Raw genomic sequence first — 26,470 nt, forward strand, 5'->3', positions numbered from 1 at the left:
ACGGGGCCGGCTTGTGGGGATGAAGCCGGGACGAACCGTGCTTTCAAGGTCACAGTCGTCTTCGGCACTAAACCCGTCCGCCTTTAGAGAAAGATCACGATCTAGTGAGTAACAATCCGTGCAATTCGGACGCACGATCGATCATTCGAAGATCGAACGGTTTCACTCTGCGTCGATACGCGGCCGAAGACGGCCGAAAGTGGCCGTATCGACAAAGGGACAGCGAAGGGGTGGTGAAAGGGCAGCGAAGGAACGGCAGAGGGAAGCGGCTCGGCGGGAAGCGGGCTCAGCGTGCCTGCGGGTCCCGGCGCTGCGGCAGCGTCACCACCGACGCGTCGCCCGGACCGGCCGGCGGCAGGCCCGCGATCTGGGCGAGCAGATCGCACCAGGAGGCCAGGTGCGCCGCCGTGTCCGGCACCCCGCCCAGGCCCTCCCGGGGCGTCCACGAGGCGCGGATCTCGATCTGTGAGGCGGGCGCGCGCTCCGACAGGCCACCGAAGTAGTGCGAACTCGCGCGCGTGACGGTGCCGCTCGGCTCGCCGCACGCCAGGCCGCGCGCGGTGAGCGCACCGGTGAGCCAGGACCAGCAGACCTCGGGCAGCAGCGGATCGGCGGCCATCTCCGGCTCCAGCTCCGCGCGCACCAGCGTCACCAGCCGGAAGGCGCCCCGCCAGGCGTCGTGCCCCGCCGGGTCGTGCAGCAGCACCAGCCGCCCGTCGGCCAGATCCTGGTCGCCGTCGACGACCGCGGCCTCCAGCGCGTACGCGAAGGGCGCGAGCCGCTGCGGTGCCGGCGTCGACTCCACCTCGATCTGCGGGCGCAGCCGCGCACCTCTCAATGCCTCCACAGCCGTCCGGAACGGCAGGGGAGCCGTCCCGCTCGCATGCCCCCCGCCCTCCTCCGTGTCCTTCGCCTCGTCCATCCCGCCAGCGCCGTCCGACAGTCGTCCCTGAGCCGCAGCCATGCGGGGAAGATTAAGGGGAACGGGGCGTTCGTGCGGGGAGGGACACCCGCGCGCGGGCCCACTGTCCGGATCACGCCGTCATCCCGCCGCCATCACGCCCTCATCGCGCCGCACGAACGCCCTGTCGGGCGGGGGCGCCCTGGCGTGCGGCGCTGTCGGTGGGGCGTGCGAGACTTTCCGTCGTGAGTGCGAACGGAAGCCCCACGGGCAAGCAGCCGACAGCCACGTACGAGTCAGCCTTCCTGAAGGCGTGCAGGCGCGAACCCGTGCCGCACACGCCGGTGTGGTTCATGCGGCAGGCCGGGCGCTCGCTGCCGGAGTACCACAAGGTGCGCCAGGGCATCCCGATGCTCGACTCCTGCATGCGGCCCGACCTGGTCACCGAGATCACCCTCCAGCCGGTGCGGCGGCACGACGTGGACGCGGCGATCTACTTCAGCGACATCGTCGTCCCGCTCAAGGCCATCGGCGTCGACCTCCACATCAAGCCAGGCGTCGGCCCGGTCGTCGAGAAGCCGATCCGCACCCGCGCCGACCTGGCCCAGCTCCGCGACCTCACCCCCGAGGACGTCTGGTACGTCACCGAGGCGATCGGCCTGCTGACCGCCGAGCTCGGCGCCACCCCCCTCATCGGCTTCGCCGGCGCACCGTTCACCCTCGCGAGCTACCTCGTCGAGGGCGGCCCGTCGCGCACGTACGAGAACGCCAAGGCGATGATGTACGGCGACCCCGAGCTGTGGGCCGACCTGCTCGACCGCCTCGCCGCCATCACGGGCGCGTTCCTGAGGGTGCAGATCGAGGCGGGCGTCTCGGCCGTCCAGCTCTTCGACTCCTGGGCCGGCGCGCTCGCCCCCGCCGACTACGTGCGCTCGGTGATGCCCGCCTCGGCCAAGGTCTTCCAGGCGGTCGCGGAGTACGGCGTGCCGCGCATCCACTTCGGCGTCGGCACCGGCGAACTGCTCAAGCTGATGGGCGAGGCGGGCGCGGACGTCGTCGGCGTCGACTGGCGCGTCCCGCTGGACGAGGCCGTCCGCCGGATCGGCCCCGGCAAGGCGCTCCAGGGCAACCTCGACCCCACCGTCCTGTTCGCCGGCACGGAGGTCGTCGAGACCAAGACCCGCGAGGTCCTGGACGCGGCGGCGGGCCTGGAGGGTCATGTCTTCAACCTCGGTCACGGCGTCATGCCGGCGACCGACCCGGACGCGCTGACCCGCCTCGTGGAGTACGTCCACACCCAGACCGCGCGCTGAGAGCCCGGGCTCACCACGTGTGCCGGGGCCTCGCCCGCCTGCCGAACAGCAGGCCGCGCGGCTCCGGAGGCGGTGGGGTGCCGGGGCGCAGCGGCCAGGCGAGCAGCATGCCGGCGAGGAAGCCCACGATGTGCGCCGCGTACGCCACGGTGCCGGCGGCGGAGACACCCTCGCCGGACGAGTACACCGCCTGGAGCACGAACCAGAAGCCCAGTACCAGCCAGGCCGGCAGCCTGAGCGGCAGGAAGATCAGGAACGGCACCAGGACCCAGACCCTGGCCTTCGGATACAGCACCAGATAGGCGCCCAGCACACCGGCGATCGCCCCGGACGCGCCGATCAGGGGGTCGGCCGAGTCGTCGTTGAGAACCGCGAAGCCGTACGACGCCGCGTAGCCGCAGACGACGTAGAAGAGCGCGAACCGCACATGGCCCATGCGGTCCTCGATGTTGTTGCCGAAGATCAGCAGGAAGAGCATGTTGCCCAGCAGGTGCAGCCAGCCGCCGTGCAGGAACATCGCCGTGAAGACGGACAGCACGGGGGACTTGTCGTAGTCCGGCGGGGCGACCAGACAGCCCACGCCTCGCGCGTCCACCCCGACCTCGCCCGTGGGCACCAGCCGCGGCATCTGATGGTGCATCAATTCCCGTGGTATCGCCGCGTATTGGTCCAGGAACGCGCGGAGGTGGCACAGCTGGGCGAGGTGGCTGTCACCCGTCACGGAACCGGCGATGCCGGGCGTGGACAGGAAGACGAGGACGTTCGCGGCGATGAGCGCGTACGTCACCCAGGGGGTGCGGCGCGCCGGGTTCACGTCATGGACGGGGATGACCACAAGGAAGTAGTGCCCCCGATGCGGGCGGCGAATCGGTGAACGCCGCTGTCCGCGCGTGCGTATGTCTCCTCAACCGCCCGCGGCACGGGGAAGGCGGGCCGTGGGGACGACGTGAGGAACAGGCGATGAACGACCGAGTTACTCCTCCGATGCAGGCCCTGCCCGACGGGGAAGCCGAGATCTCGCTGGTGGTGCGACTGCCCTGGGAGGACGTGGCACGGCTGGGCCAGGAGGCCGGGCGGCTGGCCTCGCAGATGCAGCGGCCGGTGACGCTGGACGAGGCGGTGAGCAGTCGCCTGAGGTCCACGCGGGGGGCTGCGCATGCGAGGCCGGCGGGGGAGCAGCCGGCGGCGGCGCCGGCTCCTGCGCCTGTGACGTCCAGCGCGTCCGTGTCGTCGTTGCCGCCGCGGCCTCCGGCGGATCAGGCGCGGCAGGCGATCGAGCGGATCAACGGGACGGCCAGTTCTACTGGGTGAGCCTTTCAGGTCGGCTGTACCACCGCTTTCGCCGCCTTGCGGGCCGCCACCAGTACCGGGTCCCAGACGGGGGAGAACGGTGGCGCGTACCCAAGGTCCAGGGCCGTCATCTGGTCCACCGTCATTCCGGCCGTGAGGGCCACCGCGGCGATGTCGACTCGCTTGGCCGCGCCCTCCCGGCCCACGATCTGCACGCCGAGCAGCCGTCCTGTGCGGCGCTCGGCGAGCATTTTCACCGTCATGGGGGAGGAGTTCGGGTAGTAGCCCGCGCGGCTGGTGGACTCGATGGTGACTGTTTCGAACTGGAGGCCGACCCGGCGGGCGTCCTTCTCGCGCAGGCCCGTGCGGGCGATCTCCAGGTCGCAGACCTTGCTCACCGCCGTGCCGACCACGCCCGGGAAGGTGGCGTAGCCGCCGCCGGCATTGGTCCCGATGACCTGGCCGTGCTTGTTGGCGTGCGTGCCCAGGGCGATGTGCCGCTCCTGCCCCGAGACCAGGTCGAGAACCTCGACGCAGTCACCGCCGGCCCAGATGTTCTCGTGGCCGCGCACCCGCATCGCCAGGTCGGTCAGCAGCCCGCCGTGCTTGCCGTGGGGGAGCCCCGCCGCCTTGGCCGGCCCGGTCTCGGGGCGTACGCCGATGCCGAGCACGACCACGTCCGCCGGGTACTCGGCGTCCCGCGTGGCCACCGCCCGCACCCGCCCGTCCTCGCCGGTCAGCAGCTTGGTGACCTCGGCGTCGTTGACCATGGTGATGCCCAGGCCCTCCATGGCCCCGTGCACCAGGCGGCCCATGTCCGGGTCGAGCGTGGACATCGGCTCCTTGCCGCGGTTGACGACCGTCACCTGGTAGTCCCGATTGATGAGGGCTTCGGCCATCTCGACGCCGATGTAACCCGCCCCCACGACCACCGCGCGCCGGCCACGCGTGCGTGCCAGCGTGTCGAGCAGCGCCTGACCGTCGTCGAGCGTCTGCACGCCGTGCACACCGAGGGCGCCGGCGCCCGGCATGTCGGGCAGGATCGGCCGGGCGCCGGTCGCGATCACGAGTTTGTCGTACGACGTCCAGGACTCGGCCCCGGAATCGACGTCACGCGCGCGTACCCGCCCGCCGGCCACGTCGATCTCCGTCACCTCGGTGCGCATGCGCAGCTCGATGGCGCGGGCCCGGTGTTCCTCGGGCGTGCGGGCGATCAGCTCGTCCCGGTCGGTGACGTCGCCGCCCACCCAGTACGGGATGCCGCACGCCGAGAAGGAGGTGAAGTGGCCGCGCTCGAACGCCACGATCTCCAGCTCGTCGGGGCCCTTCAGACGACGTGCCTGCGACGCCGCGGACATTCCCGCGGCGTCGCCCCCGATCACGACCAGACGCTCTGCCCCACGGCTCGCTGCGCTCATGCTCATGCGAACACGCTACGGGGGCAGGGCATTTCAGTCCCGCTCACACGGGTCCTGTTCAGGCCGGTTCAGTTCTCCTCGCCGCCCTCCTGCGGGCGGGTGGGCTCCGGTGCCTGCCGCGCCGTCGGCAGCGGGCCGAGCGCGGTCATCACGGACGCGGTGGCCGGCCGGCGCGGCAGCCGGGGCCGTACGAGCCGCAGCCATGCGAGCACGATCAGCGCCGTGACCGCCGCGAAGGGCAGCACCGCGGCGAGCGCCACCAGGATCCAGCGCAGCATCGTCACGAACGCGTCCCAGCCGCCCGTCAGCGCGTCGGCGATCCCCGGGTCGTCGTCCTCCTTCGCGGCCTTCTTCACCGGCGTCTCGGACAGGGAGAGGGTGATCGTGGCCAGGCTGGTGCGGTCCTTGAGGGACGCCTGCCGGGCGAGCAGCGCCTCCAGATCGGCCTCCCGGGTGCTCAACTGGCCCTCCAGCGTCACCACGTCACTGAGCTTGGTGGCCCGGTCCATCAGCTCGCGCACCCGCGCCACGCTGGCCTGCTGCGACTTGATGCGGCTGTCCACGTCGACGACCTGGTCGGTGACGTCCTGCGCCTTCGAGGTGCGGTCGAGGAGCTTGCCCGCGCCCTGGAGGTCGGCGAGGACCTCGTCGTACCGGTCGACGGGTACGCGCAGCACGACCCGGGTGCGCTCGTTGCCCTCCTCGTCCCGGGTGGTGGACTCGTTGCCGACGTAGCCGCCCGCGTTCTCGGTGGTGGTGCGGGCCTCGTCGAGGGACTTCGGTACGTCCTTGACCTGCACCGTCAGGGAAGCGGTGCGGATGATGTCGCCGGTGGTGAGCTTGGGCGGGGCGGTGGCCTTGGTGCCGTCGGCGCCGTTCGCGCTGTCCGCGGCGGCGCCCTGGGCGGCCTCATCGGCGTCGGACCGGGCTACGGCCTTGCCGCCCGCGTCGCTGCCGGAGCTGTCGTCGGCACCGGTGCAGCCCGTCAGCGCGAGGGCCGCGGCGAGCAGAATCCCGGCCAGGGCATGAACGGGCCGTACGGAACGTCGTGAAGGTCGTGAACGTCGTGTGCGCATGTGGGCATACCCCCGGTGGTTGTGACGACTGACGCTCCTTCGACGGCGGACCGGGGCAGAACGTTGGGGTGTTCCGGTCCCGATGCGGTCACGGTCAGGACTCGTGAAGAGCGCCGGGGTGCCGCGGGAGTGTCAGTGGGGTCTGAGATCGTGGAGGCATGAGCGCAACTCAGACTCGTACGGGTGCGGGGCATGTCGTCGTCATCGGAGCCGGAATCGCGGGGTTGGCCGCCGCCCACCGGCTGCTGCAACGCGGCACGCGCGTGACCGTGCTGGAGGCCTCGGACCGCGTCGGCGGCAAGCTGCTGCCCGGCGAGATCGCGGGCGCGCGCGTCGACTTCGGCGCCGAGTCGATGCTCGCGCGCCGTCCCGAGGCCGTGGCCCTCGCCCGTGAGGTCGGCCTGACCGACCGCCTCCAGCCGCCCGCCACCGCGACCGCGTCCCTGTGGACCCGCGGCGCCCTGCGCCCGATGCCCAAGGGCCATGTGATGGGCGTCCCCGGCACCGCGTCCGCCCTCTCCGGCGTGCTGTCCGACGAGGGCCTCGCCCGCATCGAGCGCGACGCCGACCTGCCCCGCACCGAGGTCGGCGACGACGTGGCGGTCGGGGAGTTCGTGGCGGCGCGCCTGGGCCGCGAGGTCGTCGACCGCCTGGTGGAGCCGCTGCTGGGCGGGGTCTACGCGGGCAACGCGTACCGCATCTCGATGCGCTCGGCGGTCCCGCAGCTCTTCCAGGCCGCGCAGACGCACGACTCCCTGACGGAGGCCGTCCGCGAGATCCAGGCGAAGGCCGCCGCCAACCAGCAGACCGGCCCCGTGTTCATGGGCATCGAGGGCGGCGTGGGCAGCCTCCCACTCGCGGTCGCGGAGTCGGTGCGGGCACGCGGAGGCGAGATCCTGACCGGGATGCCGGTGACGGAACTACGGAGGGTGGGGCCGGCGGGGCCGGAAGACGAGCCGGCGGGCAACGCGACCCACGCCCACGCCGCCCACGCCCACTCCGACGCCTTCGGCGGCTCGCTCGCCCAGAGTCCCGTCGCGCAGGCGCGCTGGCGGGTCGTTGCCGGGGACCGGGTCCTGTATGCCGACGCCGTGATCGTCGCCGCCCCCGCCCCGGTCGCCGCCGGTCTCCTGCGTGCCGAGGCTCCCGAGGCCGCCGCCGAGCTCAGCGGCGTCGAGTACGCCTCCATGGCCCTGGTCACCCTCGCCTACCGGCGTGCCGACGTCGTGCTTCCCGAGGGCAGTGGGTTCCTTGTTCCGCCGGTCGACGGACGCACCATCAAGGCGTCGACCTTCGCCTCCCAGAAGTGGGGCTGGATCGCCGACCAGAACCCGGACCTGCTCGTCCTGCGCACCTCCGTCGGACGGTACGGCGAGACGGAGATCCTCCAGCGCGACGACACCGGCCTGGTGGACGTCTCGCGGCACGACCTCGAGGAGGCGACCGGCCTCACCGCCACGCCCCTGGAAACCCGCGTCACCCGCTGGGACGCCGGCCTGCCCCAGTACCCCGTCGGCCACCACGCGCGCGTGGCCCGCATCCGCGAGCACGTCGGCAAGCTGCCGGGCCTGGCGGTGTGCGGCGCGGTGTACGACGGTGTGGGCATCCCGGCGGGCATCGCGAGCGCGTATGCCGCCGTCGACCGGATCCAGGGCGACCGGATCCAGGGCGGCTGACGCGGCGTGGAGGAGCTCACCGCCGACCCGGTGCGGAGTCCGCACCCAGGAGCAGGAGAATAAGGACCATGAGTGACGACGCCCCCACCACCGAGACCGGCAGGATCCCGAACAAGGGCAAGCTGGCCAAGGACCTCAACGAGGTCATCCGCTACACCCTCTGGTCCGTCTTCAAGCTGAAGGACGTCCTGCCCGAGGACCGCGCGGGCTACGCCGACGAGGTCCAGGAGCTGTTCGACCAGCTCGCCGCCAAGGACGTGACGATCCGCGGCACGTACGACGTCTCGGGCCTGCGCGCCGACGCCGACCTCATGATCTGGTGGCACGCCGAGACCGCCGACCAGCTCCAGGAGGCGTACAACCTCTTCCGCCGCACCAAGCTGGGCCGCGCGCTGGAGCCTGTGTGGTCGAACATGGCGCTGCACCGCCCCGCCGAGTTCAACCGGGCGCACATCCCGGCGTTCCTCGCCGACGAGACGCCGCGCAACTACATCAGCGTCTACCCATTCGTACGCTCGTACGAGTGGTACGTGCTGCCCGACGAGGACCGCCGCCGCATGCTCGCCGAGCACGGCAAGATGGCCCGCGGCTACCCGGACGTGCGCGCCAACACGGTCGCCTCGTTCTCCCTCGGCGACTACGAGTGGATCCTCGCCTTCGAGGCCGACGAGCTGTACCGCATCGTCGACCTCATGCGTCATCTGCGCGGCTCCGAGACCCGGATGCATGTCCGCGAGGAGGTGCCGTTCTACACCGGGCGCCGCAAGGACATCGGCGAACTGGTCGCGGGCCTCGCCTGATCAGCGCCCGGACGCGGCGGCCGGCGCCTTCCCGGCCCCGGCCCCCGCCCCGGCCGCCGACTTCGGCTTCGGTGTCGGCTTCGGCTCAGGGCGCGGGGCGCAGGCCGCGCGCCGCCCCGGCAGATCGCCGTGCAGCAGATACGCGTCCAGGTGGCCGTTGACGCAGGCGTTCGGCCCGCCCGCGATGCCGTGCGTGCCGGAGTCCCGCTCGGTCACCAGGACCGATCCCGACAGGCGCCGGTGCATCTCCAGGACACCGTCGTACGGCGTGGCCGCGTCCCGCTCGGCGGCCAGGATCAGCGTCGGCGGCAGCTCGCCAGGACCGGTCCGCACGTCGAGGGGCTGCTGCCGGGGCGCCGGCCAGTAGGCGCACGGCAGGTTCATCCACGCGTTGTCCCAGGTCTCGAACGGCGCCACGCGCGCGAGCCGCGTGTTGTCCCGGTCCCAGACCTCCCAGTCCGTCGGCCAGGGCGCGTCGTTGCACTCGACGGCCGTGTAGACCGCGTTCGAGTTCTCCGCCTCGGCCGCCGCCTCCGCATGCGGTCCCGCCTGCTCGATCAGCGGCTTCGGGTCGCCCTTGAGATACGCCGACAGCGCGTGCGCGCGGTGCGGCCAGTAGTCGTCGTAGTACCCGGCCGACAAGAACGCGCCCTGCAACTGCCCGGGCCCGACCTTCCCGCCGGCCGGCTCGGCGGCCAGCCGCGCCCGCGCCTTCTCGTAACTGCCCAGCACCGCCGCGGCCGTGTCACCGAGCCCGTACACATCGTCGTGCCGGGCGATCCACTCCCGGAAGTCCTCCCAGCGGCCCTCGAACGCGGCCGACTGGTCGAGGTTGTTGCGGTACCAGATCTGCTCGGGGTCCGGGTCCACCGCCGAGTCGAACACCATCCGCCGTACGTGCGAGGGAAACAGCGTCGCGTACAGCGCCCCGAAGTAGGTGCCGTACGACGCTCCCATGAACGTCAGCTTCGGCTCGCGCAGCGCGGCGCGCAGGACGTCCAGGTCGCGGGCGTTGTTGAGGGAGGTGTAGTGCCGCAGGGCGCTGCCCGTCCGCTCGGCGCAGCCGCGCGCGTACGCCTTCGCCCGTGCGATGCGCTCCTGCTTGTACGACTCCGAGGGGTACGTCGGCGCCGGTGAGGGCCCCTTGAAGAAGTGCTTGGGGTCCTGGCAGGACAGCGGCGCGGAGCGGCCCACGCCGCGCGGGGCGTAGCCGACGAGGTCGTAGGCAGCCGCGAGGCGCTTCCACTCGGGGAGCGCGCCGATCAGCGGGAAGGCCATGCCGGAGCCGCCCGGCCCGCCCGGGTTGTAGACCAGGGCGCCCTGCCGGGGCACCCGGCGCTTGCTGTTGTGCGGGTCCTTGTGCGTGGCCCGCACCCGGCTGACGGTCAGTTTGATCCGCTTGCCGTCGGGACGGGCGTAGTCGAGCGGAACGGACACCGTGCCGCACTGCACGGTGCCCGGCAGGTCCTCCTGCGCGGCGCACGCGCCGAAGTCGATGCCGGCCGCCCGGGCGCGCGCGGCGGCCACCGCGGTGCCGCGCAGCTCGGCCGCGCCCGTGACGTCCGGGGCGCTCTCGGCAGGGGCGGCGACGAGCGTGGTCAGGAGCAAGGACCCGGCGGCCGAGTAGAGGGCGGGGGCTCTCATCGCGTATCCCTTCGGTGCACGACAGCAACAAAAGGGATATTTCGTTCGGCTGTTGACGAAGGCAAGCACCGCACGGCCGGTGTCGCCGCCAATGCCTCCGTGCGCCCCCCCGTGTGTTGGCCGGGTCAGTCGGGCCAGTACTGCTGCTCGCGGTGGGCGAAGGCCGCGCGCAGGTCGGGTTCGCCGATCGCGCGGATGCCGTGCACCGCGACCGAGGTGAGGTACCTGCGCTCGTCGCCGCCGGAGTGCCGGGTCAGGGCGCCGAGCAGTCGCTGGCCGGCCGGGGACGCCCAGCGCGAGTAGGGGTGGACCTCGATCCGTGCGACGGCGAGACAGCTCAGGGTGAGTGCGAGGGGGAGCCCGAACCAGAGGGCGACCAGGCCGCGCGGCATCTCCGCCTGAGCGGGCAGCACAAGCGCGGTCGCGCCCAGCGCGACGACGGCCACGGCGGCGAGCCGCACCTGGCGCACGGCGGCCGAGACACCGGCCCGGGCGTCGTCCGGCACGGCGAGCCCCGCGCTGACCAGCCGGTCGGCGATCCCGCGCACCGCGTCCGCGGTGGCGGCGGCGGCCCGCACCGGGGCGATGCGTGACTGCCCCTCAGGCCCGATGGCGCCTATCACCGACCGCTCCATGTCGTCCCGCCCGCGCGGGTCGACGACGGTCGCCCAGCCGGTGCGGGCGAGCAGCAGCCGTCGCTGGCGCGCCATGGAGACGAGCGTCAGGTCGGCGACGCGTCGCGGGCCGCCGGACAGGAAGGCGGCCTCGTACAGCGTCAGATCGTGTGCCCGGCCCGCGTCCGCGTCGCTGGCCGCCGCGTGTACGGCGGCCAGGCACAGCCGAGTCCCCGCCGTTCCGGCGGCGGTCCAGGCCAGCAGCAGGAGAAGCACCCAGAGCATGGTGAATTTCTATGCGACCGGGCCCGGGTGCGCCATGCCCTGGTCATAATCCGGACACAGTGTTGTCGGTATGTGACGTTCCGGTGCGTATGGCGATCACTGATCCGACGCGAGCGGGGACGGGGGCGGGCTGGAGGCGGCCGGGGGGAGCGCGTAGCTCTGGATCGGCGCCGGGGCGGCCGGGATCGCCGGACCCGGGTCGAGGGTCGGGCCGGGCGGCGCCGGGGAGCGGGTGATCGGGGGAGTGCTGCCGGCCGCCATGTCCTGGGCGAGCGCGTCGAAGTCGACGTATCCGGTGGCCTCCAGGACCTTGATGTGGTCCAGCACGGTGGCGTTCGCGTCGTCGGCGAGGGCGCGGACCAGCGAGTTGCGGGTGCTGGCCCGCACCTGGGCGACCACGGAGAACACCTTGCCGTGCGCCAGCCGCAGGATGTTCGCGAACTGGCCGTCGTACTCCACGCCCTGCGCCGCGCTCAGGGTCGAAAGCCACTGCTTCTGCTGGTCGTTCGGCTCGTTGGGCAGCGGGAGGCCGAGCTTCGAGGCGACGTCCCGGACCCGGTCGTCCAGGAACTTGTGCCCCTCGACGAGGTGCTGCCCCGCCGTCCGTACGTCCTGCGTGGTGCCCTTCTGCTGTGCCTGCTGCCCGGCGGGCAGTTCCCACAGGCCGGCCAGCCGGACCTTCGTCAGGAAGTCCCGGTCGAGACCGGACAGCGGCCCGTACCGCGTCGACACGGTCTCGGCGTTCAGCACGTCCAGGCCGGTCCCCGAACGGTCGGCGTACGACCAGATCGGGAGGATCAGCGCCACGAGGGTCGCCGTCAGGCCGGTGATGATGAGCCCGGTGCCGGTGAATAAGCCTCTGCCGTTGATGGGGGGTCGCGGTCGCATGGTGCCTCCTGTTGCGGCACCGCACGCTAGTGCGTCTCGGGTGCGGGATTGACATATTACCGCCGGGTCTACGTCAACTGCCGTACGGGAGTGAATGGTTGCATCGTGGACATGCGGGGGCGAATGCAGGAGGGGGCGTGGGTCGGATATGACGACGAAGAGGGAGGAATGGGATGGGCGAATCGTCCCGGGTGCGCGAGGTGTTAACCCCGGCACACTCCACGGTGGCCGGGGTGGGGGCGGGCGCCTAGTGGGGGAGCGGGGAACGGCGTAGGCGAGGTCCGTCAGGGTCTCAACGCCGCAGCAGTACCCGGCGCGTGGCGCGAGCCAGTCGTACGGTGGGGCGCTGTGCGCGTGGGGCCGGGCCCGAGCGGTTCAGCCACCACTCCCGCAGGTCCCGTCGGGCCGCGGCCTCCTGCGGCCGGTCGGCGAGCAGCAGGTGCTCGGCGAATTCCAGGGCGTCGCGGCGGTAGCCGCCGGTCATCGGGTGGCCCTGGGCGTACGCGAGGAAGGCGGGCCGGTACCCGGCGCCGAGGATCCCTGGCAGCTCGGGTGCGACCTTCGCCACGACGTCCGCCCGCTTCGCACCGAGCGCCCGCGCCTGCACGCCCAGCCGTACCCGGTCGAACCCCTCGGGTACGGGCGTCCCGGCGACCAGCGCGGACAGCAGCGCGGTCTGCGCGAGAGCGAGGCGCTGACGAGCGGGGTCGGTCGGGGCGGGGGAGGCCGACGGAGCCGGATCGGTCGGGGCGGGGGAGGCCGACGGAGCCGGATCGGTCGGCGAAGCCGACGGTATGTGGGCGGCCGGACTCCGCGGCGCGGTGCCGACGGCCTTTGTGCCGGCCGTTGCGCCGTCCTTCAAGGCAGACTGTCCACCACCCTTTTCCAGCGCCTCCCGAATCGCCCCCAACTCCCCTTCCAGCTCGGCCGGTTCGGGGAAGTTCTCGTCGCGTTCCAGCAGTACTCCCGGCGGACGGACGCGGGAGGCGAGGTCGGTGAGGATGTCCAGGACGGGGCGGGGCACCGGGTGGGCGTGGCTGTCGTGCCAGACGCCGTCGCGTTCGAAGCCGCCCGCGACATGGACGTACGCGATGGCCTCCAGGGGGAGTTCGAAGAGCGCCTCGGCCGGGTCCTCGCCGCGGTTGACGTGGTTGGTGTGCAGGTTCGCCACGTCGATGAGCAGCCGCACTCCGGTGCGGTCGGCCAGGTCGTACAGGAACTGCCCCTCGGTCATCTCCTCGCCGGGCCAGGAGATGAGCGCGGCGATGTTCTCGACGGCGAGCGGCACCGGCAGCGCGTCCTGCGCGATGCGGACGTTCTCGCACAGGACGTCGAGGGCGTCGCGGGTGCGCGGTACGGGCAGCAGGTGACCCGCCTCCAGGCGCGGGGACGCCGTCAGCGGCCCGCCCGCCCGGACGAACGCGATGTGCTCGGTGACCAGCGGCGAGCCCAGCGCCTCGGCCCGCTCGGCGAGGGCGGTCAACCGTGCCTCGTCGGGGCGGTCGGCGCTGCCGAGGCCGAGCGAGACGCCGTGCGGGATCACCGTCACCCCGCGCTCGCGCAGCCGCAGCAGCGACTCCGGGAGATGCCCGGGGCACACGTTCTCGGACACGGCCTCGACCCACTCGATACCCGGCATGCGTTCCACGGCGTCCGCGATCTCCGGCCGCCACCCGATGCCCGTCCCCAGTCGCTCCATGATCGTCCCCTCCTCGGCTACTTCCGGATCCGCGGTGCCGCCTCCTCGGGCGTGACGGGGGTATGGCCCCGGCACCGGGACCCGAACCCCACGGAGGGCGCCTTCAGAGCAACATTTGAGCTTCGGGGCCCAGGAAGGCCTCTGGTCGATCGGGCACGCATGGGTCGACCGCCATCAGGAGGTACGCGGGGGACGGCCGCGATGTTCAAACAGGAGGCGGGCGATTCTCGTCCCCCACCGGCCACCGCTCGGGCGCCCGTCCCAGCAACCGCAGCGTCTCCTCCAGCGCTACGGCCCCCCTCGGGCACCGCCAGCGCGGCGTCCCGCTGTTGCTCAACCCCAGGTCACCGGCGAGCCGCGGCCGTCCAGGCGGGTCATCGCAGGGCCGGGTGGTCCGCGACCACCGTGCAGGACCCGGGCGCGATCTCGGTGAACCCCGCGTCCCGCACCAACGGCAGCCCGCTCGTGGTGAGTTCGGCCCAGCGGCCGGGGTCCGCGGTGCGCACGGCGAGGGGGAAGCCCGCGTCGCGCCAGGCGGACCGCTCCGTGTCCGACAGCTCCCACCAGGCGAGCTGGGCGCCGTGGCCGGCCTGGGCCATCGCCTTGCCGGCCGACATGTCCAGGTCCGGGTTGAGCCAGAGCACGGGCGCCGATCCGTCCGCGTCCACGGGCGGTTCCGGGTCGTCGAGGTCGGTGCCGGAGACCTGGAGCCGGGCCAGGTCCTTGGGCCAGCCGTCCACCGGGACGGGCGGGAAGACCCGTATATCCGCGGACTTGCCCGTCACCGTGATGCCCGGCAGCGCCTCGGCCCGCCGCCACTCGGCACCGCGCGCCCGCCGTACGACCTTGCGGATCCGCGCGTCCTGCCAGTCCCGCACGGCCTGGGCCCACTCGCCGTCACCGAGGGACCGCTCGTCACCGAGCATGACGAGGACGGCTCGGGCGGCGGTCTCCAGGGCGTCGGTACGGGCGGGCGGAGCGCTCCGCTCGATACGGACGACCAGGGGCAGCACGAACTGCGGCGCCTCGTCTCGCGCGGTGCGCTCGGAGCGGAAAGGGCTGTCGCCGCGGGGCGTCGGATCAAGGCTCACATCAGCCAACCCTAATCGGCGCGGGACGGCGGTGTCGGCGTACCGCCCAGCCACGGGCGACCCGTGGCCGCGCCACGAGAGGATGTCCCCATGCATCGCGATCTCCGGCTGGACAACGTGGGCCGCCGCTACGGTCTGCGCGGCCCCTGGGTCCTGCGCGGCGTCGACCTGACCCTCCGCCCCGGCGAACTCGTCCGCGTCGAAGGAACCAACGGCACCGGCAAGTCCACCCTGCTCCGCCTCCTCGCCGGAATCGACGCCCCTACCGAGGGCCGCGTCACCGGCCGCCCCCGCACGGCCTACGTACCCGAACGCTTTCCGTCCGCGCTGCCCTTCACCCCGGCCGGCTACCTCACGCACCTCGGCAGCGTGCACGGTCTGTCCCGGGCGGCGGCGGCCCGGGCCGCCGACGAGTGGCTCCATCGCTTCGGCGCCGCGGAATACGCCCGTACGCCGATGGCGCAGCTGTCGAAGGGCAGCAGCCAGAAGGTCGCCGTCGCGCAGGCTCTGCTCGCCGAACCCGAGCTGCTCGTCCTCGACGAGGCCTGGACGGGTCTGGACACCGCCGCCCGGGCCGAGCTGGAGCGGGCGGTCGCCGAACGGACCGCCGCCGGAGCCTCCGTGGTGTTCGTCGACCACGACCCGCGCCGCCTGGCGGGCACGCCGGACGCGACGTACACCGTGTCCGACAGCGCCCTCAACCACCGTACGGAGAAGGCGACTTCGGCCTCCGGACCGCACGTCGTCGTCGAAGCGCAGGGCCCGGCCGGGGAACGTCCGCCCTCCGTCCCGCTCACCTCTCTCGAGGAGAGCACCCCGGGGACGTACCGGCTCACGGTCCCCGCCTCCCACTCGGATCTCCTGCTGCGCACGCTGCTCACGGCCCGCCCGCCGTGGCACGTGGTGAGCGTGGCCCGCACCGATACCCCCCTCGCCCCGGACACTCCGGACACTCTGGAAGGCCGCAGTTGACCGCCCTCCTTCGCTACCAGGCCGCTCTCCTCCTGCGCTCGCAGCGCTGGCTGCCGCCGTTCATCCTGTACGCGGTCTTCCTGGCCGTCGGTGTCCAGAGCGGTCAGCCGGTGCTCGACTCGCTCGGCTACACGGCCGCCGCCCTGCTGCCCGTCGCCGCCTGGCTGGTACGGATCTGCGTCACGGGCGAGCCGCCCGCCGCCCGCGGGTGTGTGGCCGCGGCGGTGGGACCCGGGCGGGCGCATCTCGCCCGGCTCCTGGTGGCGCTGGCCGCGGCGGCGGCGCTCGGCGCGGTCGCGACCGTCCTCGTGACCTGGATCAGCGCCCCGACGAGCTCGGACCACCAGACGCGCGTACCGCCGCTGCCCGCGGGCGCGGCCGGGCTGCTGGCCGCGCTGGCCTGCGCCCTGCTCGGCACGGCCGTCGGCGCGCTCACCACCTGGCCGCTCCTGCGCTCGACCGGCCGGGCGGTCCCCGCACTGCTGCTCGCGGCCCTGCTGGCGCTGGTCGTGTCGGGCTCCCCGGCGCAGGCGGCGGTCAGCGGCCTGGTCACCGGCTCGCGCTCCGGCACCGTCGAGCCGCCCCTGCTCCCGCTCGCCGGAGCCGCCCTGCTCGCGGCGGCGGCGACGGCGACGGCCTGTGCGCTCACCTCCCGCAGATCACCCTGAACAGGACGTGCGCTCTGCCTCCTGCCACTCGCAGACCGGGCACAGCGTGATGCCCTTGTACGACTCCGGGTACTCGGTGGGCTTCCGGCACAGCACGCACTCCGCGTACGGCGGGCCATCCGCCTTGACCGGCGGTTTCGTCACGGCTCCGATCGTGCAGTAGTCCTCGCTCATACGCCCAGCGTAGAACGGTCGCGGCCGGTCACCGCCGGGCCGCCGCCCCGATCAGCTCCGACACCTTCACCAACCGGAAGCCCTGCCGGCGCAGCTCGGGCACGATCGTCCGTACGGCCCGCTCGGTCGCCGGCGCTGCGCTGCGCGTGCAGTGCATGACGACGACCGACCCGGGCCGCACCCCCGCCAGGACCTGCCGGGCCACCGCGTCGGCATCCGTGGCGAAGGCGTCCCCGCTCACCACGTCCCACTGCACGGCGGTGACTCCGGCCGGGGTCAGCGCCTTCAGGGCCCGCCGGTCGTAACACCCGCCGGGGAAGCGGAAGTACGGCATCGGCTCGGGCACCCCGGCCTTCCGGAAGGCGGTGTACGCCCGCTCCACATCCGTGCGCATCCGGTCCTCGGAGACGGTCGGCAGCCCGTAGCAGTCGTCGGTGAAGGCGTAGTGGCTGTAGGAGTGGTTGGCGACCTCGAAGAGCGGGTCCCGGCCGATGGAGCGGGCCTGGGCCGGGTACTGCTCGGCCCACCGGCCCGTCATGAACACCGTGGCCGGCACCTTCAGCGCACGCAGTGTCGCGATCAGCCGCGGATGGTCGAACCGCTCGCCCGCCGCCGCCCGCGGCCCCTGATCGGCGGTCATGTCGGCGTCGAAGGTGAGCGCGACGGTCTTGTCCCCGGTGCGGGGGCCGTTCTCGAACACGGGCGTCAGACCGGCCGGGCCGGGGGCGAGCGTCGGGGGCCGGGAGGCCACCGCCGGAGGGGCGGGGGGTGCGGAGCGCCGAGGTGCCTCGGCGGTTCCGCAGGCGGCGAGGGTCGCGCTCAAGGCGCAGGCGGCGGTGACGCGTCGTACAAGTGTGATCACCGTACGAACCTAGGGCGATATGTTCCATATCTGCGTCAGCTCCAGGTCAGCGGCGCTGGAGCGTCACCCGCTCAGAGCTTGTGCCACGGCTCCCGCTGCTCCAGCGGCCGGGTCGCCGGACCATGGACCACCTTGCCGTCCGTGTCGAAACGGGAGCCGTGGCAGGGGCACTCCCAGGCGCGTTCGGCGGCGTTGAAGGCGACGAGGCAGCCGAGGTGGGTGCAGCGCGGGGAGAGGGCGTGCAGATGGCCCGCCTCGTCCCGGTACACCGCGAACCGCTCGCCGCCGGCGCGGACGACGGCGCCCTCGCCCCGCTCGACGGACTCCACCGACTCACCCGGCCGCAGCCGGTCGCCGACGAAGTGACGGGCGACCTCCGCCTGATGCTTGAGGAACGACGGGGCCTCGCGCACGGTCGAGCGCAGCCGCCGAGGGTCGTACAGCTCGCTCCACGCGCACTGCTCGCCGGTGATCAGGGCCGTGAGGAGCCGGCCCGCCATCATCCCGCCGCTCAGGCCCCAGCCGCCGAAACCGGCGGCCACGTAGGCGTGATGCGCCCTGGGGTGCAGCAGGCCGACGAGCGGCACGGTGTCGGTCGGGTCGTTGTCCTGCGTGGCCCAGGCGTGGGTGAGAGTGACGTCCGGGAAGTGCTCGGCGGCCCAGTCGGCCAGGTGCTGGAAGCGGGAGCGGGTGTCGCCCGTGCCGGGGGTGAAGTGCTCCCCGGTGACCACGAGGAGGCGCTGGTCAGCGCTGTACGGCGCCGTACGGACCGACCGCGTGCCCTCGTCCGGGGTGATGTACATGCCCTCCGGATCCTGGTTGGCGGCGATGGTCCCCGCGACGACCAGCTCGCGGCGCGGGGAGAGCCGGGTGAACAGCAGCGCCCGGTCGAAGACCGGGTAGTGCGTGGCGACCACGACGTCCCGGGCGGTCACCCGTGCTCCCATGTCGGTGGTCACCCGGCACGGCTCGCCCTCCTCCAGGCCGATGACCGTGCTCTGCTCGTGGATCCGCCCGCCGTGCGCGACCAGGTCGTCCGCGAGGGCCAGCAGGTACTTGCGCGGATGGAACTGCGCCTGACCGGTGACCCGCACCGCGCCCGCCACGGGGAACGGCAGCCCGGTCTCCGTCACGAACGACGCCTCCAGCCCCGCCTCCCGCGCGGCCCTCGCCTCGGCCCGCAGCTCCTCCACGTGGCCCGGGTCACACACGTACGTGTAAGCGCTGCGGCGTTCCCAGTCGCAGTCCACGCCCAGCTCGTCGGTGATGTCCGCGGCGCGCTCGATCGCCTCGGACTGCGAGCGGGCGTACAGGCGTGCCCCCTCGGGGCCGCGGGTGCGGCGCAGCTTGTCGTAGATCAGGGTGTGCAGCGCGGTCAGCTTGGCGGTGGTGTGGCCGGTGACGCCGGCCGCCACCCGGTCGGCCTCCAGCAGCGCCACGCGCCGCCCGGCCCGCGCCAGCTCCCACGCCGTGCTCAGCCCGGCGACACCGGCGCCGATGACGGCCACGTCGACCTCGAGGTCTTCCGTCAGGGCCGGCCGCTCAGGGCCGGGCGCCGTCTGGAGCCAGTACGAGCCGCTGACGTGCGGGTTCTCGGTCATGCGGGCCGGGTACCCCCTACGGTCCGGTTCAGCGGGTTCAGGTCGCGAGCAGCCGCCTGCGGCCCTCGGCCACGTCGAAGTCGGCCTTCGGGTAGCGCGGATCCAGCGCTCGGAGGTGCTCCAGGAGCAGCCGGCTCACCGCCCAGTTCCGGTACCACTTGCGGTCGGCCGGGATCAGGTACCAGGGGGCGTACGGCGTCGTGCAGCGCTCCAGGGCGATCTCGTACGCCTCCTGGTACGCCGGCCACAGGGCGCGCTCGTCGATGTCGGACGGGCTGAACTTCCAGTGCTTGTCCGGCCGGTCCAGGCGCTTGAGCAGCCGGCGCCGCTGCTCGTCGTAGGAGATGTGCAGGAAGCACTTGATCACGGTCACGCCGTCGTCGGCGAGGGACTGCTCGAACTGGTTGATCTCGTCGTAGCGACGGTCGATCTCCTCGCGCGGGGCGAGTTCGCGGACCCGGGCGATCAGGACGTCCTCGTAGTGCGAGCGGTCGAAGATGCCCAGCTCGCCGGGGCGCGGAAGGGCCTTCTCGATACGCCACAGGAAGGGGTGCGCCCGTTCCTCGGGGGTGGGTGCCTTGAAGGCGTGGATGCGGCAGCCGGACGGGTTGAGCAAGCCGATGACGTGCTTGACCGTGCCGCCCTTGCCGCTGGTGTCCATGCCCTGGAGCACCAGCAGGACCCGGCGCCGGTCACCCGCCGTGCTCGCCGCCCACAGCCGTTCCTGGAGGTCGGCGAGGTGCCGGCCCGTCCGCCCGGTGCTCTTGAGGCCCGTCTTCTTCCTCGTGGGCCCGACCGGGAGCGCGCCGCTGTCGTACGAGGACAGGTCGACCGGCTCGCCGCCGGGCACCCGCAGCAGCTCACCCAGAGCGGTGTCCCCGCGCTTGTCCTTCTTGGTCACGGGGCACCGCATCCCTTCCGCTCCGGTCCGGTGGTGCTACTTACGCCACGGCCCCGTCACCGCGAACGTGGTCCCGGGTGTGTAGCAGTTGACATACATGGTCCCTCCGTCCGGGGAGAAGGTGACGCCGGCGAACTCGCCCCACTCCGGTTCCTGAGGGGTCCCTATGTTCTGGCGGCCCCGGGCCATCGTGTAGACCTCGCCGCGCCGGGTGACGCCGTAGACGTGCTGGGCGCCGTTGCCGTCCTCGCAGACCATCAGACCGCCGCTGGGGGCGAGACAGATGTTGTCCGGGGACTCGCCGGGGAGCTGGACGTCGGTGTCCGGGCCGAAGACGACCACCAGGGTCAGCCGGCGCTTCGCGGGGTCGTAGCGCCAGATCTGCCCGAAGTGGTCGGCCGCCGAACCGTCCGCGCCGCGCGCGAACGACGACACGAAGTACACGCACGAACCGCCCCAGTAGCAGCCCTCCAGCTTCTGCGCGTGCGTGATGCCCTTCGGTCCGAAGTCCTGGAAGCGGATGGGAGTTTCGGCGGCGAGCGGGTCCGGTACGTCCACCCACTCGATGCCGTCGAAGGAGGCGCCGGTCTCCTGGACCGGGGAGAGGTCGGGCACGCCCGGCACCCGCATCGCCTGGAGCCGGCCGCCCGCGCGCAGCGAACCCAGGCCGCCGGAGGGCTTGTCGGGCAGGAAGCGGTAGAAGAGGCCGAAGGGCTTCTCGAAGGCGTCCTCGGTCTCGTAGACGATGCCCCGCTTCGGGTCGACGGCGATCGCCTCGTGCTGGAAGCGGCCCATCGCGGTCAGCGGTACGGCGCCGGAGCGATGGGGGTCCCCCCGCGCGAGCGAAGCCGAGCGTGGGGGAGGGTCGGCCGGGTCGACCTCGAAGATGAAGCCGTGGTCCTTGGTGTAGCCGTTGGTGCCGGCCCTGTCCTCGGTCTCCTCGCAGGTCAGCCAGGTGCCCCAAGGCGTGGGCCCGCCCGCGCAGTTGACGGCGGTACCGGCGATGGCGACGCGCTCGGACAGCACCTTGTTGCGGGAGTCCAGCGTCAGCGCCGTACAGCCGCCCTTTCCGGCCGGGTCGTAGGTGAGGCCCTCGGTCGTCGGGACGGGGATGGCCGCGTTGTTGCGGTTCTCGTGGTTGCGGACCAGGTGGACCCGGTTGTCTCTGCCCGCGAAGGCCGACATCCCGTCGTGGTTGGAGGGGACCCTGCCCTCGCCCGAGCGGAGCTGGTCGCCCTCGCGGGACAGGACCCGGTAGCGGAAACCTTCCGGCAGGTCGAGCACGCCCTTCGGGTCGGGGACCAGGGGGCCGTAACCGGTGTGGCCCAGGTTCTGCGCGGCGGCGGTGCCCGCGAAGAGGTCGGTGAGGCTTCCGGCGAAGGCGATCGAGACGCCCAACGCGCCGGTGCGGGAAAGCATCTGACGGCGCGTCGTACGACCGTTTTCGGACATGGGGGCAACCTTCCTGCTGGCGGACAGGAGCTGTGACCCCGCTGTGTCTATCACCTGCCGAGGATCACGGGAACCACGCGCGTAGAACGTGTCCCCGCTCGGCTCACTTCTCCACCGACTGCTCAGGAGGCGTCTGCTGTGCCCGCTCCAGGAAGCGCAGCAGCTCCACCGGGAAGGGCAGCACGAGCGTCGAGTTCTTCTCGGCGGCGACCGCCACGACCGTTTGCAGCAACCGCAGTTGGAGCGCGGCGGGCTGCTCCGACATCACCCCGGCGGCCTCCGACAGCTTCTTGGACGCCTGAAGCTCCGCGTCCGCGTTGATGATCCGGGCCCGCCGCTCCCGGTCCGCCTCGGCCTGCCGGGCCATGGAGCGCTTCATGGTCTCGGGCAGCGACACGTCCTTGATCTCGACCCGGTCGATGGTGACGCCCCACTCCACGGCCGGGCTGTCGATCATCAGCTCCAGGCCCTGGTTGAGCTTCTCGCGGTTGGACAGCAGGTCGTCCAGATCGCTCTTGCCGATGATCGAGCGCAGGGAGGTCTGCGCCATCTGCGAGACCGCGAATCTGTAGTCCTCGACCCGGATCAGCGCGTACGCCGCGTCGACCACCTTGAAGTACACGACCGCGTCCACGCGCACCGTCACGTTGTCCCGGGTGATGCCCTCCTGGGCCGGCACCGGCATGGTGACGACCTGCATGTTCACCTTGTGCAGCCGGTCCACGAACGGAACCACCATCGTGAAGCCCGGCGGGCGCACATGACCCGCGAGCCGCCCGAACCGCAGGACCACCCCGCGCTCGTACTGCTTGACGACCCGCGCCGCCGCGGCGACGTACACGCCCCCCACGGCAGCGGCCGTCAGGCCCGCCGTCAACAGCTCCTGGAGCATCCTGACCTCCTAGGCCAGAGGTCGGCTGTGTCTGTGCTTCTTGCGTGTTTGCGTGTCTGCTCCTGCAACGATATGCCCGGTGCCCGGTCCGGGGCCATGGTCGGCCCCGGACCGGGCACACGGGGGAGCGCTACGGCGCGGTGACCTTCGCCGGTTCCGGCGAGGTCATCCGCACCGGTTCCGTACCGACCGCGCTGTGCCGCTCGGCCCAGTTCTCCAGGGCCGTACGGCAGGCGTGGTCCAGGTGGTGCAGGCCGGACAGGTCCAGCTCGACCGGCCGGTCCTGGGGCAGCGCCTCCAGGTTGTCGAGGATCTTCGGCAGCCTGAGGAAGGTCGCGTTGCCCGACAGGTACGCCTGGACGGGTCCGGCGCCCTTGTCGATGACCTCCAGCTTGATGTGCGAGGCCTCCCAGGCGGTCTTGACGACCGCCAGCGCGAGGCCGATGAGCACACCTTCGAACATGCTGACCGCGACGATCGAGACGGCGGTGACCATGAGGATCAGCGCCTCGCCGCGGTGCTCGCGCCACAGCGCCACGATCTCCCGGACGGGGATGAGCTTGGCGCCGGCGTGCACCAGGATGCCGGCCAGGGCCGGGATCGGAATGTAGGCCAGGACGGACGGCAGCAGCGCCGCGAACAGCAGCAGCCAGACGCCGTGCAGCACGCGGGACGCCTTCGTCTTCGCGCCCGCCTGGACGTTCGCCGCGCTGCGCACGATCACCGCGGTCATCGGCAGCGCGCCGAGCACACCGCACACCGCGTTGCCCGTGCCCTGCGCCAGCAGTTCCTTGTCGTACTGGGTGCGCGGCCCGTCGTGCAGCCGGTCCACGGCCGCCGCGCTGAACAGCGACTCGGCGGACGCGATCAGTGTGAAGGCCACGATGGTGGCGAGCACGCCGACGTTCGCGAGTTCGCCGAAGGCGTCCATGGACGGCGGCTGGATGGAGCCCAGCAGCCCCTGCACCTCGACGGTGGCGACCGGCATCGAGAACACCAGGGCGGCGAGCGTCGCGAGGCCGACGGCGGCGAGCGGTCCGGGGACCGTGCGCAGCTGCTTCGGCATCCGCTTCCACAGCACCAGGATGGCTATCGTGCCCGCGCCGAGGCCGAGCGAGGCCAGCGCCGCGGTGTTCTGGACGGCGTCGGCCAGGGCGCCGGGCAGCCCGGCTATCTTGCCCAGGCCGGAGGCGGGGGCCTCGGTGTCCATGACCGAGTAGAGCTGTCCGGCGATCAGGACGAGCCCGATACCGGCCAGCATGCCCTCGACGACCGAGACCGATATGGCCCGGAAGTAGCGCCCCAGCTTCAGGGCGCCCATGAGGATCTGGAGGACACCGGTCGCGAGGACGACGACCCCGAGGACGGGGAGGCCGTACTCCTGCACGGCCTCGAAGACGAGCACGGTCAGACCCGCCGCCGGTCCGGAGACCTGGAGGCTGCTGCCCCGCATGAAACCGGTGACGAGGCCGCCGACGATGCCGGTGACAAGTCCCAGCTCGGCCGGGACCCCGGAGGCGACGGCCACGCCGACGCACAGCGGGAGGGCGACCAGGAAGACGACGAGTGAGGCGGCGAAGTCCTGCCGCAGGTGGGGGAATTTGGTCTGGTCCATGGGGGTCCTCACAGGGCCCGGAAGGTGTCGGAGGAGACCTCGTGGGTCAGTACTGACCCCGTGTGTACCTCGTAGTACCAGGCGTGCAGGTTGAGTTGATCGCTCGTCAGCTTCTTGTCGATACACGGGTACGAGCGCAGCCGCAGTACCTGCGCGAGGACGTGGCCCTGCACGCCCTCGGCCACGGTCGGGTCCTCGACCGCGCCCGCGGGGCGCGGAGCGGCGTGCGTGAGCCAGTCGCGCACGGCCGGTACGGCGGACAGGTCGTCGCCGCGGACCAGGGCACCGACGGCGCCGCAGTGCGAGTGCCCGCAGACCACGATGTCCTTGACGCCGAGCACCTCCACCGCGTACTCGATGGTGGCCGCCTCGCTGGTGGGGTGGTCCGAGACGTACGGCGGGACGATGTTGCCCGCGGTGCGCAGCTCGAAGAGCTCGCCGGGCCGGGCGCCCGTGATCAGGGCCGGTACGACCCTGGAGTCGGAACAGGTGATGAACAGGACTTGGGGGGACTGGCCCTCGGCAAGCCTGGCGAACTCCTCAGGGCGCTGTCCGAACGTGCGGGCGTTGTCGATGAGGGGCTGCATATGTGGTGACTCCTCCTGGCGCGCCACAAAGGCGCGTCGGGCTTACATGACACATGACAGAGGTTCAGAAGTGGGGGGACTGCTCTGCTGTCAGCAGCGGAAGACCTGAAGTGCGGCCGGAGAGTGGGTTGCCCAGGGTCTCGACAGTGAGAACGCGCCGGGCGCGGCCTGTTTGCGTACGGCCGTCTCGTCCCGAGCAAGCAGCGGGCGCTCGGGCCCCTCAGGGGCGAAGTCGACGGCGCGGTGCCGGTCGCGGGTGTGCAGGGGACCGGTCGGGTCTCCTGCCGGGTCGCAGTGCCGCTGCGTGGCGGACTCGTCGCGCAGCGCTTTGCCGGTGAGCTTGATTCCGGGCTGAGCTTTGGCCCCGACTTGACGGGCTGTATGCGCGGATGCGAAGGAAGCGGTGGGAGCGAAGAACTGGAGGGCGAGCAGGGCGGCGGCGAGGATCGCTACCACGGTCCGTGCCGTCGTACCTCGGAACATGCGCCCCCCTCCAGGCAGTTCGCGTCTCTGGTCCTTTGCCGGTCTTCTCTAGGCCATGCCAACGATTGGTCAATGGCTGGTCAAGAAACACCTTAGCTCGGCAAAGTTGTTTGCAGGGTTAACTTAACGTTTCGACCTGAAGAGAGGCTGAAGGCTGCGGGGTTGGTGGCGTGAATCGACTCTTGATCTTGCGGAGTCGGTGAGGTATTGGGCGGGTACTAGGAGGGCTCGACGAGTCCCTTGGCGTCCCGGGCCAGGGCGGTGAGGCGGGAGATCGCCCGGAAGTACTTCTTGCGGTAGCCGCCGTTCAGCATCTCCTCGCTGAACAGCTGGTCGAAGGGCAACCCCGAGGCCAGGACCGGCACTTCACGGTCGTAGAGCCGGTCCGCGAGCACGACGAGCCGCAGGGCCGTCGACTGGTCCGGCACTGCCTGGACGCCGGTGAGGCAGACGGCCCGCAGGCCGTCGGTCAGGGCGCCGTAGCGGCTGGGGTGGACGCGGGCGAGGTGCTCCAGCAGGCGCGGGAAGTCGTCGAGCGAGGCACCCTCGGTGGCGTACGCGGCCTTGGTGACCTGTTCTTCGCTGAACGGCGCCGGTGCCTCGGGCAGGCCGCGGTGACGGTAGTCCTCGCCGTCGATGCGCAGGGCGCGGAAGTGCGCGGACAGGCCCTGGATCTCACGCAGGAAGTCCACGGACGCGAACCGGCCCTCGCCGAGCTTGCCCGGCAGGGTGTTCGAGGTGGCGGCGAGCGCGACGCCCGCGTCGACGAGCTTGCCGAGCAGGGTGGATACGAGGACCGTGTCGCCGGGGTCGTCCAGTTCGAACTCGTCGATGCACAGGAGGCGGTGTCCGGAAAGGGTCTGCACCGTCTTCTGGAAACCGAGGGCGCCGACCAGGTTGGTCAACTCGACGAACGTGCCGAACGCCTTGAGTTCGGGCGCGGCCGGGGTGGCGTGCCAGAGGGAGGCCAGCAGGTGGGTCTTGCCGACGCCGTAACCGCCGTCGAGGTAGACACCGCGGGGGCCGGCCGGGGCCTTCGGGGTCTTGGCCTTTCCGAAGCTCTTTCCGGAGCCCTTTCCGAAGCCGAGGAAGCCGCGCTTGCCCCCGCCGACGGCGTGCGCCCCGCCGAGCCCGGCGGCGAAGGACTCCAGGACACGCACCGCCTCGGTCTGGCTGGGCTGGTTCGGGTCCGGGATGTACGTGCCGAAGCGCACGGAGTCGAACCGCGGCGGCGGCACCATCTCAGCGACCAGCCGGTCCGCGGGGACGTGCGGCTCACGGGCGCACAGGGACGGCGGAGCGGCGTCGGCTATGGGGCCGAATCCGGACGCGGAGGTGGTGGTAGGCACGTCAGCCATGCTAAGGGCTTGCCCGGCGGGTCAGATCGCAGGGAAGCGGCGGTGCCCCATGGGCGTCGGTGAGCGGGGTCTGGTGCGTGCGGCCGCAAGGCGGAGGAGGGAGTCGGCGGCTGCTGAGGGGGGAGGCGGCGGCCGACGGCAACGTCGCAGATGGGCGTACCGGGCCCCGCACGCCACCCGGCGGACCAGCCGGCCAGGCTCTGGCCAGGG

At 72.1% G+C, this 26,470-nt stretch carries 24 protein-coding genes and 1 pseudogene; 6 read left to right on the forward strand and 19 right to left on the reverse strand.

All coding sequences use genetic code 11. From position 1 onward, the window contains the following. Positions 1 to 286: 286 nt before the first annotated feature. On the reverse strand, positions 287 to 964 hold the full coding sequence (locus tag AB0I77_RS04075; RefSeq protein WP_363280753.1) for a DUF3000 domain-containing protein: 678 nt from the start codon (positions 962 to 964) through the stop codon (positions 287 to 289). A gap of 182 nt (positions 965 to 1,146) precedes the next feature. On the opposite strand from AB0I77_RS04075, the gene hemE reads away from it, so the two are divergent. Continuing rightward, on the forward strand, positions 1,147 to 2,214 hold the full coding sequence (hemE, locus tag AB0I77_RS04080) for a uroporphyrinogen decarboxylase (RefSeq protein ID WP_363280754.1): 1,068 nt from the start codon (positions 1,147 to 1,149) through the stop codon (positions 2,212 to 2,214). A 10-nt stretch (positions 2,215 to 2,224) separates the two neighbouring features. On the opposite strand, the gene AB0I77_RS04085 is transcribed toward hemE, so the two are convergent. Beyond that, the gene (locus tag AB0I77_RS04085) at positions 2,225 to 3,049 is read right to left on the reverse strand and encodes a rhomboid family intramembrane serine protease (RefSeq protein ID WP_363280755.1); all 825 of its coding nucleotides are present in this window, start codon (positions 3,047 to 3,049) and stop codon (positions 2,225 to 2,227) included. Positions 3,050 to 3,174: 125 nt separating this feature from the next. Here AB0I77_RS04085 and AB0I77_RS04090 point away from each other — a divergent pair, with 125 nt between their 5' ends. Continuing rightward, positions 3,175 to 3,525, forward strand: a complete 351-nt coding sequence (locus tag AB0I77_RS04090) for a hypothetical protein (RefSeq protein WP_363280756.1) — start codon at positions 3,175 to 3,177, stop codon at positions 3,523 to 3,525. Between the two features lie 5 nt (positions 3,526 to 3,530). Here the strand turns inward: AB0I77_RS04090 and AB0I77_RS04095 are convergent, their stop codons facing one another. Next, a complete protein-coding gene (locus AB0I77_RS04095; protein WP_363280757.1) occupies positions 3,531 to 4,928 on the reverse strand; it encodes an FAD-dependent oxidoreductase in 1,398 nt (465 codons plus the stop codon). Positions 4,929 to 4,990: 62 nt separating this feature from the next. Further along, positions 4,991 to 5,998, reverse strand: coding sequence for a DUF4349 domain-containing protein (locus AB0I77_RS04100; protein ID WP_363280758.1), 1,008 nt, complete (start codon positions 5,996 to 5,998; stop codon positions 4,991 to 4,993). Between the two features lie 158 nt (positions 5,999 to 6,156). Here AB0I77_RS04100 and hemG point away from each other — a divergent pair. Together hemG and hemQ are read left to right on the forward strand one after the other, a co-directional pair. Next, positions 6,157 to 7,737, forward strand: a pseudogene (gene hemG, locus AB0I77_RS04105) (protoporphyrinogen oxidase). Between the two features lie 5 nt (positions 7,738 to 7,742). Continuing rightward, positions 7,743 to 8,474, forward strand: coding sequence for a hydrogen peroxide-dependent heme synthase (hemQ, locus tag AB0I77_RS04110; protein WP_363280759.1), 732 nt, complete (start codon positions 7,743 to 7,745; stop codon positions 8,472 to 8,474). Here the strand turns inward: hemQ and AB0I77_RS04115 are convergent, their stop codons facing one another. The 5 genes from AB0I77_RS04115 to AB0I77_RS04135 form a co-directional block, all read right to left on the reverse strand. Then, positions 8,475 to 10,118, reverse strand: a complete 1,644-nt coding sequence (locus AB0I77_RS04115; RefSeq protein ID WP_363280761.1) for an alpha/beta hydrolase — start codon at positions 10,116 to 10,118, stop codon at positions 8,475 to 8,477. 125 nt (positions 10,119 to 10,243) lie between these two features. After that, positions 10,244 to 11,017, reverse strand: a complete 774-nt coding sequence (locus AB0I77_RS04120; RefSeq protein WP_363280763.1) for a TIGR04222 domain-containing membrane protein — start codon at positions 11,015 to 11,017, stop codon at positions 10,244 to 10,246. Positions 11,018 to 11,113: 96 nt separating this feature from the next. Next, positions 11,114 to 11,905, reverse strand: a complete 792-nt coding sequence (locus tag AB0I77_RS04125; RefSeq protein WP_363280764.1) for a DUF4142 domain-containing protein — start codon at positions 11,903 to 11,905, stop codon at positions 11,114 to 11,116. 292 nt (positions 11,906 to 12,197) lie between these two features. Further along, positions 12,198 to 13,604 (reverse strand): DUF692 family multinuclear iron-containing protein, encoded by a 1,407-nt coding sequence (locus tag AB0I77_RS04130; RefSeq protein WP_363280765.1) that lies wholly within the window; start codon positions 13,602 to 13,604, stop codon positions 12,198 to 12,200. A 374-nt stretch (positions 13,605 to 13,978) separates the two neighbouring features. Further along, positions 13,979 to 14,695 carry a peptidyl-tRNA hydrolase gene (locus tag AB0I77_RS04135; RefSeq protein WP_363280766.1) on the reverse strand — a complete coding sequence of 239 codons (717 nt, stop codon included), beginning with the start codon at positions 14,693 to 14,695 and terminating at the stop codon, positions 13,979 to 13,981. A 90-nt stretch (positions 14,696 to 14,785) separates the two neighbouring features. Between AB0I77_RS04135 and AB0I77_RS04140 the strand changes: the two genes are divergently transcribed. Beyond that, positions 14,786 to 15,667, forward strand: a complete 882-nt coding sequence (locus AB0I77_RS04140; protein WP_363280767.1) for an ABC transporter ATP-binding protein — start codon at positions 14,786 to 14,788, stop codon at positions 15,665 to 15,667. Beyond that, positions 15,664 to 16,335 (forward strand): ABC transporter, encoded by a 672-nt coding sequence (locus AB0I77_RS04145; RefSeq protein WP_363280768.1) that lies wholly within the window; start codon positions 15,664 to 15,666, stop codon positions 16,333 to 16,335. Before AB0I77_RS04140 ends, AB0I77_RS04145 begins: the two co-directional genes overlap by 4 nt. Here the strand turns inward: AB0I77_RS04145 and AB0I77_RS04150 are convergent. The 10 genes from AB0I77_RS04150 to zapE all read right to left on the reverse strand — a co-directional run bounded on the left by AB0I77_RS04150 (position 16,327) and on the right by zapE (position 26,251). Next, entirely contained in the window at positions 16,327 to 16,509 is a 183-nt protein-coding gene (locus AB0I77_RS04150; RefSeq protein ID WP_363280769.1) for a hypothetical protein, read from the reverse strand. The two genes, AB0I77_RS04145 and AB0I77_RS04150, sit on opposite strands and share 9 nt — an antisense overlap. Before the next feature lie 28 nt (positions 16,510 to 16,537). After that, positions 16,538 to 17,371, reverse strand: coding sequence for a polysaccharide deacetylase family protein (locus tag AB0I77_RS04155; RefSeq protein ID WP_363280770.1), 834 nt, complete (start codon positions 17,369 to 17,371; stop codon positions 16,538 to 16,540). A gap of 71 nt (positions 17,372 to 17,442) precedes the next feature. Beyond that, a complete protein-coding gene (locus tag AB0I77_RS04160; RefSeq protein WP_363280771.1) occupies positions 17,443 to 18,972 on the reverse strand; it encodes an FAD-dependent oxidoreductase in 1,530 nt (509 codons plus the stop codon). A gap of 37 nt (positions 18,973 to 19,009) precedes the next feature. Beyond that, positions 19,010 to 19,873, reverse strand: coding sequence for a PPK2 family polyphosphate kinase (locus AB0I77_RS04165; RefSeq protein WP_363280772.1), 864 nt, complete (start codon positions 19,871 to 19,873; stop codon positions 19,010 to 19,012). A gap of 36 nt (positions 19,874 to 19,909) precedes the next feature. Then, positions 19,910 to 21,325: a PhoX family protein gene (locus AB0I77_RS04170; RefSeq protein ID WP_363280773.1), complete on the reverse strand. Its 1,416-nt coding sequence runs from the start codon at positions 21,323 to 21,325 to the stop codon at positions 19,910 to 19,912. A gap of 103 nt (positions 21,326 to 21,428) precedes the next feature. Then, positions 21,429 to 22,217 (reverse strand): slipin family protein, encoded by a 789-nt coding sequence (locus AB0I77_RS04175; protein WP_363280774.1) that lies wholly within the window; start codon positions 22,215 to 22,217, stop codon positions 21,429 to 21,431. A gap of 130 nt (positions 22,218 to 22,347) precedes the next feature. Then, on the reverse strand, positions 22,348 to 23,832 hold the full coding sequence (locus AB0I77_RS04180) for a SulP family inorganic anion transporter (protein ID WP_363280775.1): 1,485 nt from the start codon (positions 23,830 to 23,832) through the stop codon (positions 22,348 to 22,350). An 8-nt stretch (positions 23,833 to 23,840) separates the two neighbouring features. After that, positions 23,841 to 24,419: a carbonic anhydrase gene (locus AB0I77_RS04185; protein WP_363280776.1), complete on the reverse strand. Its 579-nt coding sequence runs from the start codon at positions 24,417 to 24,419 to the stop codon at positions 23,841 to 23,843. A gap of 90 nt (positions 24,420 to 24,509) precedes the next feature. Further along, positions 24,510 to 24,902, reverse strand: coding sequence for a hypothetical protein (locus AB0I77_RS04190; protein WP_363280777.1), 393 nt, complete (start codon positions 24,900 to 24,902; stop codon positions 24,510 to 24,512). Positions 24,903 to 25,120: 218 nt separating this feature from the next. Beyond that, a complete protein-coding gene (gene zapE / locus AB0I77_RS04195) occupies positions 25,121 to 26,251 on the reverse strand; it encodes a cell division protein ZapE (protein WP_363280779.1) in 1,131 nt (376 codons plus the stop codon). Positions 26,252 to 26,470: the final 219 nt, after the last annotated feature.

This window comes from Streptomyces sp. NPDC050619, from assembly GCF_040654815.1.
GTDB lineage: Bacteria > Actinomycetota > Actinomycetes > Streptomycetales > Streptomycetaceae > Streptomyces.

What these genes read in the sequence shown, in the direction of transcription:
- AB0I77_RS04075 (WP_363280753.1), bottom strand. Translation starts at nt 964, where the DNA reads ATGGCTGCGGCTCAGGGACGACTGTCGGACGGCGCTGGCGGGATGGAC.
- AB0I77_RS04090 (WP_363280756.1), top strand. Translation starts at nt 3,175, where the DNA reads ATGAACGACCGAGTTACTCCTCCGATGCAGGCCCTGCCCGACGGGGAA.
- AB0I77_RS04095 (WP_363280757.1), bottom strand. Translation starts at nt 4,928, where the DNA reads ATGAGCATGAGCGCAGCGAGCCGTGGGGCAGAGCGTCTGGTCGTGATC.
- AB0I77_RS04100 (WP_363280758.1), bottom strand. Translation starts at nt 5,998, where the DNA reads ATGCGCACACGACGTTCACGACCTTCACGACGTTCCGTACGGCCCGTT.
- hemQ (WP_363280759.1), top strand. Translation starts at nt 7,743, where the DNA reads ATGAGTGACGACGCCCCCACCACCGAGACCGGCAGGATCCCGAACAAG.
- AB0I77_RS04115 (WP_363280761.1), bottom strand. Translation starts at nt 10,118, where the DNA reads ATGAGAGCCCCCGCCCTCTACTCGGCCGCCGGGTCCTTGCTCCTGACC.
- AB0I77_RS04120 (WP_363280763.1), bottom strand. Translation starts at nt 11,017, where the DNA reads ATGCTCTGGGTGCTTCTCCTGCTGCTGGCCTGGACCGCCGCCGGAACG.
- AB0I77_RS04125 (WP_363280764.1), bottom strand. Translation starts at nt 11,905, where the DNA reads ATGCGACCGCGACCCCCCATCAACGGCAGAGGCTTATTCACCGGCACC.
- AB0I77_RS04130 (WP_363280765.1), bottom strand. Translation starts at nt 13,604, where the DNA reads ATGGAGCGACTGGGGACGGGCATCGGGTGGCGGCCGGAGATCGCGGAC.
- AB0I77_RS04140 (WP_363280767.1), top strand. Translation starts at nt 14,786, where the DNA reads ATGCATCGCGATCTCCGGCTGGACAACGTGGGCCGCCGCTACGGTCTG.
- AB0I77_RS04150 (WP_363280769.1), bottom strand. Translation starts at nt 16,509, where the DNA reads ATGAGCGAGGACTACTGCACGATCGGAGCCGTGACGAAACCGCCGGTC.
- AB0I77_RS04160 (WP_363280771.1), bottom strand. Translation starts at nt 18,972, where the DNA reads ATGACCGAGAACCCGCACGTCAGCGGCTCGTACTGGCTCCAGACGGCG.
- AB0I77_RS04170 (WP_363280773.1), bottom strand. Translation starts at nt 21,325, where the DNA reads ATGTCCGAAAACGGTCGTACGACGCGCCGTCAGATGCTTTCCCGCACC.
- AB0I77_RS04175 (WP_363280774.1), bottom strand. Translation starts at nt 22,217, where the DNA reads ATGCTCCAGGAGCTGTTGACGGCGGGCCTGACGGCCGCTGCCGTGGGG.
- AB0I77_RS04180 (WP_363280775.1), bottom strand. Translation starts at nt 23,832, where the DNA reads ATGGACCAGACCAAATTCCCCCACCTGCGGCAGGACTTCGCCGCCTCA.
- AB0I77_RS04185 (WP_363280776.1), bottom strand. Translation starts at nt 24,419, where the DNA reads ATGCAGCCCCTCATCGACAACGCCCGCACGTTCGGACAGCGCCCTGAG.
- AB0I77_RS04190 (WP_363280777.1), bottom strand. Translation starts at nt 24,902, where the DNA reads ATGTTCCGAGGTACGACGGCACGGACCGTGGTAGCGATCCTCGCCGCC.